We start from the raw sequence: 15,067 nt of genomic DNA on the forward strand, positions 1-15,067 counted from the left end.
GGTCGGCATTGAGGTCGGGAACAAGTTCCGTACCCTCAGATACCCAACAGCGTGCCCGACACCCTCGCCCCTCCTCGTTCCGTTCCACGCCGAAGCAGTACTGGGAAGAGAAGCAGGTCAAGTGTGCCGAGTAGTCAACGTTCCACCCATGAGCAACCAGCATCAGACATTCGCTGATGTACTGGCCTCTGGACTGTCAGCCAAGCTGGCAGCCAAGAAGTGCTCCTTAGAAAGGAGGTGATCCAGCCGCACCTTCCGGTACGGCTACCTTGTTACGACTTCGTCCCAATCGCCAGTCCCACCTTCGACAGCTCCCTCCCACAAGGGGTTGGGCCACCGGCTTCGGGTGTTACCGACTTTCGTGACGTGACGGGCGGTGTGTACAAGGCCCGGGAACGTATTCACCGCAGCAATGCTGATCTGCGATTACTAGCGACTCCGACTTCATGGGGTCGAGTTGCAGACCCCAATCCGAACTGAGACCGGCTTTTTGAGATTCGCTCCACCTCGCGGTATCGCAGCTCATTGTACCGGCCATTGTAGCACGTGTGCAGCCCAAGACATAAGGGGCATGATGACTTGACGTCGTCCCCACCTTCCTCCGAGTTGACCCCGGCGGTCTCCCGTGAGTCCCCAGCACCACAAGGGCCTGCTGGCAACACGGGACAAGGGTTGCGCTCGTTGCGGGACTTAACCCAACATCTCACGACACGAGCTGACGACAGCCATGCACCACCTGTACACCGACCACAAGGGGGCGACCATCTCTGGCCGTTTCCGGTGTATGTCAAGCCTTGGTAAGGTTCTTCGCGTTGCGTCGAATTAAGCCACATGCTCCGCCGCTTGTGCGGGCCCCCGTCAATTCCTTTGAGTTTTAGCCTTGCGGCCGTACTCCCCAGGCGGGGCACTTAATGCGTTAGCTGCGGCACGGACGACGTGGAATGTCGCCCACACCTAGTGCCCACCGTTTACGGCGTGGACTACCAGGGTATCTAATCCTGTTCGCTCCCCACGCTTTCGCTCCTCAGCGTCAGTATCGGCCCAGAGATCCGCCTTCGCCACCGGTGTTCCTCCTGATATCTGCGCATTTCACCGCTACACCAGGAATTCCGATCTCCCCTACCGAACTCTAGCCTGCCCGTATCGACTGCAGACCCGGGGTTAAGCCCCGGGCTTTCACAACCGACGTGACAAGCCGCCTACGAGCTCTTTACGCCCAATAATTCCGGACAACGCTCGCGCCCTACGTATTACCGCGGCTGCTGGCACGTAGTTAGCCGGCGCTTCTTCTGCAGGTACCGTCACTTTCGCTTCTTCCCTGCTGAAAGAGGTTTACAACCCGAAGGCCGTCATCCCTCACGCGGCGTCGCTGCATCAGGCTTTCGCCCATTGTGCAATATTCCCCACTGCTGCCTCCCGTAGGAGTCTGGGCCGTGTCTCAGTCCCAGTGTGGCCGGTCGCCCTCTCAGGCCGGCTACCCGTCGTCGCCTTGGTGAGCCATTACCTCACCAACTAGCTGATAGGCCGCGGGCTCATCCTGCACCGCCGGAGCTTTCCACACAGGATCATGCGATCCCGTGTCGTATCCGGTATTAGACCCCGTTTCCAGGGCTTGTCCCAGAGTGCAGGGCAGATTGCCCACGTGTTACTCACCCGTTCGCCACTAATCCACCCCGAAGGGCTTCATCGTTCGACTTGCATGTGTTAAGCACGCCGCCAGCGTTCGTCCTGAGCCAGGATCAAACTCTCCGTGAATGTGTACCCGTAATCGGGTGCAACACCACGAGAGCGGAACAACCAGGAGGAATAATCCTGGTCGTTCACAGCGTCCTCGCTGTGCGCCTCCCACAACGTGGGAGGACTTTTTCAAAGGAACCTCGCCACTGGACATGATGTCCAGTAGACGGGGTATCAACATATCTGGCGTTGACTTTTGGCACGCTGTTGAGTTCTCAAGGAACGGACGCTTCCTTTGTACTCACCCTCTCGGGCTTTCCTCCGGGCGCTTCCCTTCGGTATTTCGTGTGTCCAACCCTACCAGATCCGTTTTCCGTTCCGTTCCCGGTTCGGATTTCATTTCCGGTGGCCGTTGGAGGGCCTTTGCCTTTCGGCGTTTCCGACTCTATCAGATCTTTCCGGCTTCCCGGTCCGTTCCGATTTTCATCGGCGCCTTTCAGGTTTTCGCTTTCGCGTTTCCCTTTTCGGCGGTTCCGACTTTATCAGAAGTTTTGGGCCGGTCTGACCGGCTCAGGATTCCGATTCATCGGGGGTGGCTTCTCGATTGATGTGATTCGAGAAGCAGATGGATTTTCACTGCCGCCGTGCGAGCTGTCCAGCTCTAGGCAACTGTTCGAATCTACCTCCCCGGTCCTTCCGTGTCAACGGTTTTTCCGGAGCGATGAGGAGACTAGCAGGTCAGAACGGTCGTACGCACATCACGCCGCAGTGGGGACGGACGCGCTCCGCTCCGATGCGTCGATGTCGCCGGTCTCGCCCTCGCGCGCCGCCCGGCCGCCGAGGACGTAGACGTATGCGAGGAACGCCAGCTCGGCGGCGATTCCGATGGTGATGCGGGCCCAGGTGGGCAGGCCGGAGGGGGTGACGAAGCCTTCGATGGCGCCGGACACGAGCAGGACCAGAGCCAGGCCGATGGCCATTCCCAGGGCGGAGCGGCCTTCTTCCGCCATGGCCGCGCGGCGGGTGCGCGGGCCGGGGTCGATCAGCGTCCAGCCGAGGCGCAGTCCCGTTCCGGCGGCTACGAAGACGGCGGTCAGCTCCAGCAGGCCGTGCGGGAGCAGCAGCCCCAGGAAGGTGTCCAGACGGCCCGCGGAGGACATCAGGCCGAGGCCGACGCCCACGTTGAGCATGTTCTGGAAGAGGATCCAGATGACCGGTATCCCCAGGAAGGCGCCCAGGACCAGGCACATCGCGGCCGCTTGGGCGTTGTTCGTCCACACCTGGGCGGCGAAGGACGTCGCCGGGTGGCTGGAGTAGTACGTCTCGTACTCACCTCCGGGGCGGGTCATGTCCCGCAGCGCCGAAGGGGCCGCGATCGAGGACTGCACCTCCGGGTGCGTGCCGACCCACCAGCCGATCACGGCCGCGAGGGCTACGGACAACAGGGACACCGGAATCCACCAGCGCCGGGACCGGTAGACCGCGGCGGGGAACGCGTGGGTCAGGAAGCGGGTGACGTCTCTCCAGGAGGCGCGGCGCGTGCCCGTCACGGCACTACGCGCGCGTGCCACCAGCTGTGTGAGGCGTCCGGTGAGCTGCGGGTCCGGGGCGCTGGACTGGATCAGGGAGAGATGGGTGGCGGTGCGCTGGTAGAGCGTGACGAGCTCGTCGACCTCAGGGCCGGTGAGCCGGCGCTGGCGGCGTACCAGGGCGTCGAGCCGGTCCCACTCGGCTGCGTGGGCCGACACGAAGACGTCGAGGTCCATCGGATTGGCTGCTCCTCGGCTTCTCGTACTGCTCCTACTGCGGCGCGATCACTCATCAGCTTGGCAGACTGGCGGTGGCGGGGGCAGCGACGGGAAGGACGGCGGGCGTGAGCGAGCTTGTGACGGGCGAGGCGGTGGCGCTGGAGCTGCGTCCCGCGAAGCTGCCGAGCCGGGTGCTCGCCCTCCTGATCGACATGGTCGTGGCCTGGTCGGTGTACCTGGCCGTGACGCTGGGGCTGCTCGCGGCGACCGCGTCCCTCGACGACGCGGCGGTCGCCGCCGTCGCCGTGGCGACGTTCGTCCTGGTGCTCGTGGGCGTGCCCATAGCGATCGAGACGCTCAGCCACGGGCGGTCGCTGGGGAAACTGGCCTGCGGGCTGCGGGTCGTACGGGACGACGGCGGGCCGATCCGGTTCCGGCACGCCCTGGTGCGCGGGGCCGTCGGCGTCGTCGAGATCCTGATGACGTTCGGGGTGGTCGCCTGCATCGCGTCCTTGGTCTCGGCGCGGGGGCGGCGGCTCGGGGACGTGTTCGCGGGGACGCTCGTCGTACGGGAGCGGGTGCCCACAGGGCAGACGGCGTACGTGCCCGCGCCGCCGCCGTGGCTCGCGGGGCGGTTCTCCGAGCTCGATCTGTCGGCGGTTCCGGACGGCCTGTGGCTGGCGATACGGCAGTACCTGACGCGCATGGGGCAGTTGGATCCGCAGGTCGGCTGGGGCATGGCGGAGCGCCTGGCGGGCGATCTGGTGGCGCGGACGGGCGCCCCGGCTCCGGCGGGGGTGCCGCCGGCCGCGTTCCTGGCCGCCGTGGTGCACGAGCGGCAGGCGCGGGAGGCGCAGCGCGCCTTCGGCGGGGCCGCGGTTGAGGGGAGTGCGCCGTACCCGGGCCCCTACGCGCCGGTTGCGCACGCCCCGAGTGCGCCCAGCTCCCCCACCCCGGTCCCGTACCCCCCGCCGGCTCCTCACGCCCCCCTGCCCTCGGCGGGGCAGTGGGCTCCGCCGTCGCCTGCTGCGGCGGACGCGGAGGCGCCCCGGGCCGTGCCCCGTGCCGTGCCGGAGTCCGGGCCTCGTGACGAGCCGCGTCGGCCGTCGACGGGCTTCGTGCCGCCGGCGTAGGGCGGGCGTCAGGGGAAGGTCGATGGTGGCGACTCGAGGTGTTCGAGCTCGATGCCGGGGGCCGCGAGGACGACGTCGCCGCTGAGGTGGACGGTGTGCTGCTCGCCCGTGTCCAGGGCTGTGACCTGGTATTCGTCCACGGTCAGCGGGCCGTTGTCAGTGGCGTGTGCTTCTCTCGTCAGCAGGGCCCAGGACTGGTCGAGGGTGCGCGGCGCCAGGACCGGGTCAGTGAAGGCGACCAGGCGGACGCGGGTCGCGGGGGAATCGGGGGTGAGGCGCAGCAGCCGGGCGGTGGCGACGAGGAAGGCGGGGGACGTGCCGGTGAAGGCATGAGCGGGGGCGTTGTTCTCGGTGGCGTGCGCGCCGGTGGCGTCGGTGCGGACCCAGGTGACGCCGTCGAGGGCGGCGGCCCGCACGTGCCAGCCGGAGGCGTTCAGTTCGAGACGGATGGGGCGGCCCAGTTCGTCGACGGCCAGGTCGATGGAGCCCGTGTGGTCGCCGGAGGGGCCGGTGCGCTGGGCGACGTAGCGCCAGCCGGAGGGGCCGGGCGCGCAGTGGAAGTGTTCCTCAGCCAGGGGGGTGTGATCGTGCGGATCGTGCAGCGAATAGCGACCGCGGGGCATGGGGCTCGGTCCTTGTCGGGGGACGTGCGGTAGGGCGTCGTCGACGCTGGGGAGCGTCGGGCAGAGCGATGGAGCGTCGTGGGGCGAGCGTACGGAGCGTCGTGAGGCGAGCCGTCGGGGGGCGCGCAGTCGAGTGCCGGCGAACTAGTGAGCCGAGGGCTCGTGAGCCGGGAGCTCGTGAGCCGAGGGCTCGTGGGGCGGGAGCTAGTGCGTCGAGAGCTCGTGAGGCAGCGCGCCGTCAGGGATGCGGAGTCGGGCGTCCTGACGGTGAGGCTGCTGGGGCCAGCCCCGGGCTCGCGGGACGGCCATGACGCGGTCCCGGGCCACGACCATGGCGCGGTTCCGGGCCGGTACGCCGACAGGCCCCCGCCACAACGGCGAGGGCCTGCTGGAGACGCACGGCCGGGATCGGCCGGACGGGCCGGGCACCGCCCCGGGGATCGGGAGCGGCCCGAGGTGAGGGCCGCTCCGTGATCAGGGGCGGTACGCGGGCCGGATCAGTAGCGGTAGTGGTCCGGCTTGTACGGGCCCTCGACCTCGACGCCGATGTACGCGGCCTGCTCGGGGCTGAGCGTCGTGAGCTTCACGCCGAGCGCGTCCAGGTGCAGACGGGCGACCTTCTCGTCGAGGTGCTTCGGCAGCGTGTAGACGCCGATCGGGTACTCGTCCTGCTTGGTGAACAGCTCGATCTGGGCCAGGGTCTGGTCCGCGAAGGAGTTGGACATCACGAAGGACGGGTGGCCCGTGGCGTTGCCCAGGTTCAGCAGGCGGCCCTCGGAGAGGACGATGAGGACCTTGCCGTCCTCGAAGGTCCAGGTGTGGACCTGCGGCTTGACCTCGTCCTTGACGATGCCCGGGATCTGCGCGAGGCCGGCCATGTCGATCTCATTGTCGAAGTGGCCGATGTTGCCCACGATCGCCTGGTGCTTCATCTTGGCCATGTCGGCGGCCATGATGATGTCCTTGTTGCCGGTCGTGGTGATGAAGATGTCGGCGGTCTCGACGACCTCGTCCAGGGTGGTGACCTGGTAGCCGTCCATCGCGGCCTGCAGGGCGCAGATCGGGTCGACCTCGGTGACGATGACGCGGGCGCCCTGGCCGCGCAGAGACTCGGCGCAGCCCTTGCCGACGTCGCCGTAGCCGAAGACCACGGCGGTCTTGCCGCCGATGAGGACGTCGGTGGCGCGGTTGATGCCGTCGATGAGCGAGTGGCGGCAGCCGTACTTGTTGTCGAACTTCGACTTGGTGACGGCGTCGTTCACGTTGATCGCCGGGAAGAGGAGCTTGCCGTCGCGCTGCATCTCGTACAGGCGGTGGACGCCGGTCGTGGTCTCCTCGGTGACACCACGGATCTCCGAGGAGAGCTGGGTCCACTTCTGCGGGTTCTCGGCCAGGGTGCGGTTGAGGACCTGGAGGATGACGCGGTGCTCGTCGTTCTCGGCGGTCTCGACGGCCGGGGCCTTGCCGTCCTTCTCGTACTGGACGCCCAGGTGGACGAGCATGGTGGCGTCGCCGCCGTCGTCCAGGATCATGTTCGGGCCGCCGGTGGGCGAGTTCGGCCAGGTCAGGGCCTGCTCGGTGCACCACCAGTACTCCTCCAGGGTCTCGCCCTTCCAGGCGAAGACCGGGATGCCCTGGGGGTCGTCCGGGGTGCCGTTCGGACCGACGGCGATGGCCGCGGCGGCGTGGTCCTGGGTCGAGAAGATGTTGCAGGAGACCCAGCGGACCTCGGCGCCGAGGGCGACCAGGGTCTCGATGAGCACGGCGGTCTGCACGGTCATGTGCAGCGAGCCCATGATCCGGGAGCCGGCGAGCGGCTGGCTGGCGGCGAATTCCTTGCGGATCGCCATCAGGCCGGGCATCTCGTGCTCGGCGAGGGTGATCTCCTTGCGGCCGAACTCGGCCAGGGAGAGATCGGCGACCTTGAAGTCCTTGCCGTTGACGGCAGTCATGATGAGCTGCTCCTCGTGATGGGTCGAGGGTGGGCGTGGCTGATCTGCGGCGTCGGGGCACGGAGACACACCGGCGCGCGCAGCGCAGTCCGTCGGAGGCCCTCTCTCCCTCGGCCGGTCCAGGAGCGGACCGCCCGACCGCCATCAGCAGCGACGTCTGGCACTGTCACGAATCTACACCGATCGGCGCAGTGAGCCACAAGGGTGCCGGGAGAGGGGCCGTGGCTGAATCGCTACCTTCCCCGAGGCTGAGCAAAGGCCATCAGCCCATGACGAACCGGGACCTTTGCGCTTTTGCTCCTGTCCCTGTCTGTTGCAGGATGCCTGGAGATCGGGAACATATGCGCGATCTTGTTCGGTCAAGGCGTTAGGAGAACCACGTGACCAGTCCGGCCGACCCCCCGACCGGCGCCGACGGGCAGAAGAGGCTGAAGCTGCTCGCGGTGACCGCCTGCCCGACCGGCATCGCCCACACGTACATGGCGGCGGAGAAGCTCCAGCAGGCCGCCGACCGTCTCGGCGTCGACATGAAGGTGGAGACGCAAGGCTCGATCGGGGCCGAGAACGTGCTGTCTGACAACGATGTCAGAGACGCGGACGGCATCATCATCGCGGCCGACAAAGATGTGGACCGCGGCAGGTTCGCGGGCAAACGCGTGCTGTCCGTCGGGGTTTCCGAGGGCATCAGCCACCCCGAGCGGCTGATCGAGCGGGTCGGGAGCGCGCCCGTGCAGGGCGGCGACGGGGCCGGGAGCGGCGGCACGGGCGCGGCCACCGGCGGTGGGGGCGGGGGCGGCGGCCGGGAGCGGAGCGTCGCGTACAAGGCGCTGATGAACGGCGTCTCGTACATGATCCCGTTCGTCGTGGTCGGCGGTCTGCTGATCGCGATCTCGCTGTCGCTCGGCGGGCACACCGACCCGAAGGGCGGGCTCGTCATCCCGGACGACTCGTTCTGGATGCACGTGAACCAGATCGGCGTCATCGGGTTCACGCTGATGGTGCCGATCCTGTCGGGGTACATCGCGTACGCGATCGGGGACCGGCCCGCCCTGGTGCCGGGCATGATCGGCGGGTGGATCGCCAACACCGGTGAGCTGTACGACTCCAAGGCGGGGGCGGGCTTCATCGGGGCGATCGTGACCGGGTTCCTGGCCGGGTATCTGGTGCTGTGGATCAAGAAGGTCAAGGTCCCGAAGTTCGTCCAGCCGATCATGCCGATCATCGTGATCCCGATCCTGGCGACGAGCGCGCTCGGGCTCTTCTTCATCTACGTCATCGGCAAGCCGATCTCGTGGGTCTTCGAGCATCTGACGGACTGGCTCAGCGGGATGACGGGCACGAGCGCGATCCTGCTCGGCGCGATCCTGGGGCTGATGATCGCCTTCGACATGGGTGGTCCGGTCAACAAGACGGCGTTCCTGTTCGGCGCGGGGCTCATCGCCACCGGCAACCAGACCGTCATGGGCATGTGCGCGGCCGCGATTCCGGTGATGCCGCTCGGGCAGGGTCTCGCGACGCTGATCCGCAAGCGGCTGTACACGGAGCAGGAGCGGGAGACCGGGCTCGCGTCGCTGTTCATGGGGCTGTTCGGGATTTCGGAAGGTGCAATTCCGTTTGCTGCCGCGCGGCCCGCGCAGGTCATTCCCGCGAACATGCTCGGCGGTGCCGTGGCCGGTGCGATCGCGGGCCTCGCGAGCGTGAAGGACGCGGTGCCGCACGGCGGGCCGATCGTCGCGGTGCTCGGTGCGGTCGGCGGTGTGCCCATGTTCTTCGTCGCCGTGGCCGCGGGAACGGCCGTCACCGCCCTCGTCACCGTGTCGCTGGTGGATCTGAGCGAGCGGAGGCGGCGCGGGGTGCCGGTCGGCGGGGTCGGCGTGGCCGAGCCGGTGCCGGCCGGTGTGGGCACGGGGACCGGCGGGGCGGCTGTGTCCGGGGCCGGGGCCGCGCGAACCGGAGGGCGGGAGTCCGCCGTCTCGGCTCCGGTGGCCGCTCCCCCGGTGGCCGGGGATGCGGCGCCCGAGGTGCTCTCGGGCTATCTCACCCGGCAGACCGTCAAGGTCGAGCTCACCGCCGAGGACAAGGAGGCCGCGATCCGCGAGATGGCCGGGCTCCTTGCGCGTACCGGCAAGGTCACCGACGTGGAGGAACTGGTGCGGACGGCGCTCGCGCGCGAGGCGCAGGGCACCACGGGGCTCGGTGAGGAGATCGCGATCCCGCATGCCAAGACCGACGCGGTGACCTCGCCGGTCGTGGGCTTCGCGCGGTCGGCCGAGGGCATCGAGTGGGGGTCGCTCGACGGTACGAAGGCCAAGCTGATCTTCATGATCTCCGTGCCGGAGGCCGCCGCGGGCGACGAGCATCTGCGGATCCTCGCGTTGCTGTCGCGGAAGCTCATGGATGGGGGGTTCCGGGAGCGGCTCGTGGCCGCGGGGGATGAGGCCGCGGTGCTGGAGGTGCTGCGCGAGGTTCAGTGAGCCTCGGCGTTCGTTCGTACGACGAAGGGGCCCCGCACCGGTGTTGGTGCGGGGCCCCTTTTGCGTACGCCCTGGGTCAGTGGCCGGGCTCCGGAGGCGGGCCGCCCGGGGACTTGGCCGGGTTGGTGCCCGCGGCGGCCGCGTCCTCGCGGTATATGTCCGGCTCCAGGTAGATCACGCGGGCGATCGGGACTGCCTCGCGGATGCGGGTTTCGGCGGCGTTGATGGCGTCGGCGATCTCGCGGGCGGTGTCGTCGTGCTGGACGGCGATCTTGGCGGCGACGAGCAGTTCCTCCGGGCCGAGGTGGAGGGTGCGCATGTGGATGATGCGAGTGACGGTGTCGCCGTCGACGATGGCCTTCTCGATCTTCTGGACCTCTTCGGTGCCCGCGGCCTCGCCGAGCAGCAGCGACTTGGTCTCGGCCGCGAGGACGATCGCGATGAGGATCAGCAGGGCGCCGATGCAGAGCGTGCCGACACCGTCCCAGACGCCGTCGCCCGTGGCGAGCGCGAGGCCGACGCCGCCGAGCGCGAGGACCAGGCCGACGAGGGCGCCGAAGTCCTCCAGGAGGACGACGGGCAGCTCGGGTGCCTTGGCGCGGCGGATGAACTCCTTCCAGGAGAGCGATCCGCGCAGGGTGTTGGATTCCTTGATGGCCGTCCGGAAGGAGAACGACTCGGCGATGATGGCGAACACCAGGACACCGACCGGCCAGTACCAGTGCTCGATCTCGTGCGGGTGCTTGATCTTCTCGTAGCCCTCGTAGAGGGCGAACATGCCGCCCACGGAGAAGAGCACGATGGAGACGAGGAACGCGTAGATGTAGCGCTCGCGGCCGTACCCGAAGGGGTGTTGTGGAGTGGCCTCGCGCTGGGCCTTCTTGCCGCCGAGGAGCAGCAGGCCCTGGTTGCCGGAGTCGGCGAGCGAGTGCACGCTCTCGGCCAGCATCGACGACGAGCCACTGAAGAGGAACGCCACGAACTTGGCCACCGCGATCGCGAGGTTGGCGCCGAGTGCCGCCACGATCGCCTTTGTTCCGCCTGACGCACTCATGTGTGCCCGTTGTCCCTTCCGTTGCGTGCCGCGCCTGCCGCGTGACACGCGTACGTTCTCCGTTCCGCGGCGGCCGGGCGCCGATGGGCCCGGCCGGTGCGGTGCGTCATTGTTGCAGCACGGGAGGCGTGGGGTGGGTCAGGCCACCACGGTGGCGCGGAAAAGGGTGCCGCTGCCGGAGACGTCGGCCTTCTCGTCCGCGGGCACGAACACGGATCCGCCGGGTGTGAGGGAGAGGTCGCCCACGCGGACCTCGCCCGCCGCGCAGAGCAGGATCTGCGGCGTCCCCGCGGTGAGGTCGTGCCGGGCGTCGCCCTCGGGCAGGACGTAGCGGGAGAGCCGGAACTCGTCGATCGGCGTCTCGTAGACCTCCTCGCCGTCGGGAGACGCCTCGGGGCGCAGGATGCCGGGGTCGCTCGCCTCGAAGCGGACGACGCGCAGGAGTTCGGGCACGTCGACGTGCTTGGGGGTGAGGCCGCAGCGCAGCACGTTGTCGGAGTTGGCCATGATCTCGACGCCCATGCCGTTGAGGTAGGCGTGCGGGACCCCGGCGCCGAGGTAGAGGGCCTCGCCGGGCTTGAGGGTGACGTGGTTGAGCAGCATGGCGGCGATGACGCCGGGGTCGCCGGGGAAGTGCCGGGCCGCGTCGGCGTACGGGGCGTAGGGGCCACCGAGGTGCTCGGCGGCGGTCGCGGCCTCGGTGACCGCGCGCGCCATCTCCTCGCGGTCGGCGGTCAGGACGGCCGTGAGGACCTCGCGCAGCGCCGCGTCCTCGGGCTTGGCCCGCAGCAGGTCGACGTACGGCTTGAGGGAGTCCACGCCGAGGCCCTCGATGAGGTCGGCGGCCTCGGCGGGCGGGCGGAAGCCGCACAGGCCGTCGAACGGCGTGAGCGCGCAGATCAGTTCGGGCTTGTGGTTGGCGTCCTTGTAGTTGCGGTGGGGCGCGTCGAGCGGGATGCCGCGGGCCTCTTCGTCCTCGAAGCCCTCGCGGGCCTGCTCCAGGTCCGGGTGCACCTGTACGGACAGGGGGGCGCCCGCGGCGAGGATCTTCAGGAGGAAGGGCAGGCGCGGGCCGAACTTGTCGGCGGCGCGGGCGCCGAGCTCGGCGCGCGGGTCCTCGTCGATCACCTCGTTGAGCGGCCCGCGCTCGGTGCGCGAGGGCGCGCCCGGGTGGGCGCCCATCCACATCTCGGCCTGCGGTTCGCCGGTCGGCTCGACACCGAGGAGACCCGCGATGGCGGTGGTGGAACCCCAGGCGTAGGGGCGGATGGTGTTGGTGAGGCGGTCCACGGAAGGGTCTCCCTTACGGGCGTGCGGGGACGCGGGCGGGCGCGTCCTTCGGTGCGGGTACGCGCGTGCCCCCTACGGGTACGGGTGCGCGCGGGCGGGCGCCCGTACGGGGGCCGGGATCATGATCGGCTCCCGGAGGCGAGCGCCAGGTAAACGGCGGCGAAATCCGTGAGGGCGATCAGTTCGGCCAGGCGCTCCAGGTCGTCGCCGTCCTCGGGGTCGAGCTCGCTGAGGGCGATGTCGTGGCTCTGGGCGAGCTCGCGGGCGGCGGGCGCCGCGGTGAGGCCGCCCGCGTCGGCGGAGCGGTCGCGCAGCAGGACCGCGCGGGCGCGCAAGGGGCCCGGCTCTTCGACGCGGTCGCGGAAGAAGTCGTCGCTGTCGGTGCCGCCGGTGAGGCCGCGCGCGAGCAGCGAGGCGTGCGCGGGCAGCGCTTCGGGGAGCTCGGCGGCGAGCGCGGGGTGCCCGGCCAGCTCGGCGAGCGCGGCGGCGAAGCGGCGGCCCACGGGGCCCGCGCTCTCGCCCTCGGTCCAGATCAGCGGCAGCGCTTCGGCCAGCTCGGTCGCGAGGGTCTTGGCGGGGTTGTGGTAGGTCGCGACGGCGGGGCCGCAGCGCTCCGCGACGCCGTCGAGCCGGTCGGCGACCTTCTGGAGGGTCTCCACGGGGGCGGTGACCAGGCCGGTGCGGTCGAGCAGGGCGAGCAGGGGGACGAGCAGGGACCACAGGGTGCCGGGGGCGGCGGCCGGGGCGCCTGTGCCGTCGGCGTCGTCCGTGCTGGGCCGGGGCGCCAGGGCCATCGGGACGGTGAGGCCGTGCGAGCCGCTGACGCCCTCGGCGAGCGGGGAGCGGGCCGGGGCCACGGCGGCGACGGTGCAACCGCGGCGGTAGGACTGCTCGGCGAGGAGCGAGAGGCCCGGCTCCGTGCCGTCGGGCGTGGCGATGAGCAGCAGGTCCACGGGGCCGACCCAGCCGGGCAGGGACCAGCGCAGGGCGCCCGCCGCGGGGGCGACGCCGGTGGGGGCGATCCTGATGACGGGGCAGCCGGTGCCCACGAGGGCGCCGATGAGGTCGGCGACGCCGGCGGCGGCCGTGCCGGGGCCCGCGATCAGGACGGCGCGGGGGCGGCCGTCCGGTTTCAGCTCCGTGACGCCGGACTCGGTGGTGTGGCGGACCGCGGTCCGTACGCGGGCGCCCGCTTCGGCGGCGCCGCGCAGCAGGTCACGCAGGTCTGCGCGGGCGAGCTCGTCGGGGGCGTCCAGGAGCGACTCGTCGAGCATGGGGGTCCGGCCTCCGATCGCCGTGCGCGGCAGGGGTGCGGTCGGGCGTCCGTGCGGGGTGCACGCCTGCCCTCTTCTGATCCTTACTCGGGGCGGCGGGCCTCGTCGACCAGGAGTACGGGGATGCCGTCGCGGATCGGGTAGGCGAGGCCGCAGTCGGTGCCTTCCGCGGTGCAGACCAGCTCGTCGTCCGTCTCCTTGAGAGGGGCGTGGCAGGCCGGGCAGGCGAGGATCTCCAGGAGGCCGGCTTCGAGCGGCATGGGGTGGTCCCTTCGGGGTGGGGTCGTGCGGCCCGCCCAGCCTATCGCTGGCCTGGGGGCCTTGGGCGGGGGCGGGCCTCCGGGGGGGCTGGGGCCCTGCCCGGGGTGGGGCTGCGGCCCTGGGCCCGCCCCTCCCCTGGTGTCGCTCTCCGGGTGCGGGCCCGGTGGGCACAGACGCGGGGCACAACGCGGAGGCGCGGGCCTGCGCGGCTACGCCCTGATGATCGCCAGAGCCGCGTCGCGGGTCTTCTCCATGGTCTGCTGGTCGCGGGCCTCCGCGTTGAGGCGGAGGAGCGGCTCCGTGTTGGAGGCGCGGACGTTGAACCACCAGTCGGCCGTCGTGACCGTCAGGCCGTCCAGCTCGTCGAGGGTGACGCCGTCCTGGCCTTCGTACGCGGCCCTGATCGCGGCGAGGCGGGCCTGCTGGTCGGCCACCGTGGAGTTGATCTCGCCGGAGCCCACATAGCGGTCGTACTGCTCCACGAGGCCCGACAGGGGGCCCTCCTGGCCGCCGAGGGCGGCCAGGACGTGCAGGGCGGCCAGCATGCCGGTGTCGGCGTTCCAGAAGTCGCGGAAGTAGTAGTGCGCGGAGTGCTCGCCGCCGAAGATCGCGCCGGTGGCGGCCATTTCCTGCTTGATGAAGGAGTGGCCCACGCGGGTGCGCACCGGGGTGCCGCCGTTCTCGCGTACGACTTCGGGGACGGTCCAGGAGGTGATCAGGTTGTGGATGACGGTGCCGGAGCCGCCGTTGCGGGCCAGTTCACGGGCGGCGACCAGGGCGGTGATCGCCGACGGGGAGACCGGCTCACCCCTCTCGTCGACGACGAAGCAGCGGTCGGCGTCGCCGTCGAAGGCGATGCCGATGTCGGCGCCTTCCTCACGCACGCGCTGCTGGAGGTCGACGATGTTCGCCGGGTCCAGCGGGTTGGCCTCGTGGTTGGGGAAGGTGCCGTCCAGCTCGAAGTACATCGGCACCAGCGTCAGGGGCAGGCCCTCGAAGACGGTGGGCACGGTGTGGCCGCCCATGCCGTTGCCCGCGTCCACGACCACCTTCAGCGGCCGGATCGCCGAGAGGTCGACCAGGGACCGCAGATGCGCCGCGTAGTCCTTGAGGGTGTCCTGGCGGGTGAGCGTGCCGGGGGTGGACGCGGGCTCGGGGGCGCCTGTCCGCGCCCAGCTCTCCACCAGGGCGCGGATGTCGGCCAGGCCGGTGTCCTGGCCGACCGGGGCGGCGCCCGCGCGGCACATCTTGATGCCGTTGTACTGCGCCGGGTTGTGCGAGGCGGTGAACATCGCCCCCGGCAGGTTCAACGCGCCGGAGGCGTAGTACAGCTGGTCCGTGGAGCAGAGGCCGATCTCCGTGACGTCCACGCCGAGGGCCGCCGCGCCGCGCGCGAAGGCGCCGGAGAGGCCGGGCGACGAGGGCCGCATGTCGTGCCCGACGACGATCGCGGCCGCGCCCGTCACCCGCGCGAAGGCGGCGCCGAACTGCTCGGCCAGGGTCTCGTCCCACTGGTCCGGGACCACCCCGCGCACGTCGTACGCCTTCACGATCTGGGACAGATCAGCAGCCACGGCCAAG

10 protein-coding genes and 1 rRNA gene are annotated in these 15,067 nt (G+C 69.8%); 2 read left to right on the plus strand and 9 right to left on the minus strand.

Going from position 1 to position 15,067, the window contains the following annotated elements:
- Window positions 1-230: 230 nt before the first annotated feature.
- A 16S ribosomal RNA gene (locus tag MQV74_RS17570) occupies window positions 231-1,755 on the minus strand.
- Window positions 1,756-2,435: 680 nt separating this feature from the next.
- Window positions 2,436-3,443, minus strand: a complete 1,008-nt coding sequence (locus tag MQV74_RS17575) for a stage II sporulation protein M (RefSeq protein WP_242718791.1) — start codon at window positions 3,441-3,443, stop codon at window positions 2,436-2,438.
- Window positions 3,444-3,550: 107 nt separating this feature from the next.
- Here MQV74_RS17575 and MQV74_RS17580 point away from each other — a divergent pair, with 107 nt between their 5' ends.
- Entirely contained in the window at window positions 3,551-4,558 is a 1,008-nt protein-coding gene (locus MQV74_RS17580; RefSeq protein WP_242718793.1) for an RDD family protein, read from the plus strand.
- An 8-nt stretch (window positions 4,559-4,566) separates the two neighbouring features.
- Here MQV74_RS17580 and MQV74_RS17585 read toward each other — a convergent pair whose 3' ends face one another.
- Complete coding sequence (locus MQV74_RS17585) at window positions 4,567-5,181, minus strand: hypothetical protein (RefSeq protein ID WP_242718795.1); 615 nt, start codon at window positions 5,179-5,181, stop codon at window positions 4,567-4,569.
- 497 nt (window positions 5,182-5,678) lie between these two features.
- Window positions 5,679-7,136, minus strand: coding sequence for an adenosylhomocysteinase (gene ahcY, locus MQV74_RS17590; protein WP_242728786.1), 1,458 nt, complete (start codon window positions 7,134-7,136; stop codon window positions 5,679-5,681).
- A 377-nt stretch (window positions 7,137-7,513) separates the two neighbouring features.
- On the opposite strand from ahcY, the gene MQV74_RS17595 reads away from it, so the two are divergent.
- Window positions 7,514-9,607 carry a fructose-specific PTS transporter subunit EIIC gene (locus MQV74_RS17595; protein ID WP_308402277.1) on the plus strand — a complete coding sequence of 698 codons (2,094 nt, stop codon included), beginning with the start codon at window positions 7,514-7,516 and terminating at the stop codon, window positions 9,605-9,607.
- Window positions 9,608-9,683: 76 nt separating this feature from the next.
- On the opposite strand, the gene MQV74_RS17600 is transcribed toward MQV74_RS17595, so the two are convergent.
- The 5 genes from MQV74_RS17600 to MQV74_RS17620 all read right to left on the minus strand — a co-directional run bounded on the left by MQV74_RS17600 (window position 9,684) and on the right by MQV74_RS17620 (window position 15,060).
- The gene (locus MQV74_RS17600) at window positions 9,684-10,661 is read right to left on the minus strand and encodes a cation diffusion facilitator family transporter (protein WP_242718797.1); all 978 of its coding nucleotides are present in this window, start codon (window positions 10,659-10,661) and stop codon (window positions 9,684-9,686) included.
- Between the two features lie 138 nt (window positions 10,662-10,799).
- Window positions 10,800-11,951 carry a mannose-6-phosphate isomerase, class I gene (gene manA, locus MQV74_RS17605; protein WP_242718799.1) on the minus strand — a complete coding sequence of 384 codons (1,152 nt, stop codon included), beginning with the start codon at window positions 11,949-11,951 and terminating at the stop codon, window positions 10,800-10,802.
- A 119-nt stretch (window positions 11,952-12,070) separates the two neighbouring features.
- Window positions 12,071-13,225, minus strand: coding sequence for an SIS domain-containing protein (locus MQV74_RS17610; protein ID WP_242718801.1), 1,155 nt, complete (start codon window positions 13,223-13,225; stop codon window positions 12,071-12,073).
- An 83-nt stretch (window positions 13,226-13,308) separates the two neighbouring features.
- Window positions 13,309-13,485, minus strand: a complete 177-nt coding sequence (locus MQV74_RS17615; RefSeq protein ID WP_138960070.1) for a Trm112 family protein — start codon at window positions 13,483-13,485, stop codon at window positions 13,309-13,311.
- A 210-nt stretch (window positions 13,486-13,695) separates the two neighbouring features.
- Window positions 13,696-15,060: a phosphomannomutase/phosphoglucomutase gene (locus MQV74_RS17620; RefSeq protein ID WP_242718803.1), complete on the minus strand. Its 1,365-nt coding sequence runs from the start codon at window positions 15,058-15,060 to the stop codon at window positions 13,696-13,698.
- Between the last annotated feature and the right edge of the window lie 7 nt (window positions 15,061-15,067).

This window comes from Streptomyces sp. AN091965 (assembly GCF_022698285.1).
GTDB lineage: Bacteria > Actinomycetota > Actinomycetes > Streptomycetales > Streptomycetaceae > Streptomyces.

What these genes read in the sequence shown, in the direction of transcription:
- MQV74_RS17575 (WP_242718791.1), bottom strand. Translation starts at nt 3,443, where the DNA reads ATGGACCTCGACGTCTTCGTGTCGGCCCACGCAGCCGAGTGGGACCGG.
- MQV74_RS17615 (WP_138960070.1), bottom strand. Translation starts at nt 13,485, where the DNA reads ATGCCGCTCGAAGCCGGCCTCCTGGAGATCCTCGCCTGCCCGGCCTGC.
- MQV74_RS17585 (WP_242718795.1), bottom strand. Translation starts at nt 5,181, where the DNA reads ATGCCCCGCGGTCGCTATTCGCTGCACGATCCGCACGATCACACCCCC.
- MQV74_RS17600 (WP_242718797.1), bottom strand. Translation starts at nt 10,661, where the DNA reads ATGAGTGCGTCAGGCGGAACAAAGGCGATCGTGGCGGCACTCGGCGCC.
- MQV74_RS17610 (WP_242718801.1), bottom strand. Translation starts at nt 13,225, where the DNA reads ATGCTCGACGAGTCGCTCCTGGACGCCCCCGACGAGCTCGCCCGCGCA.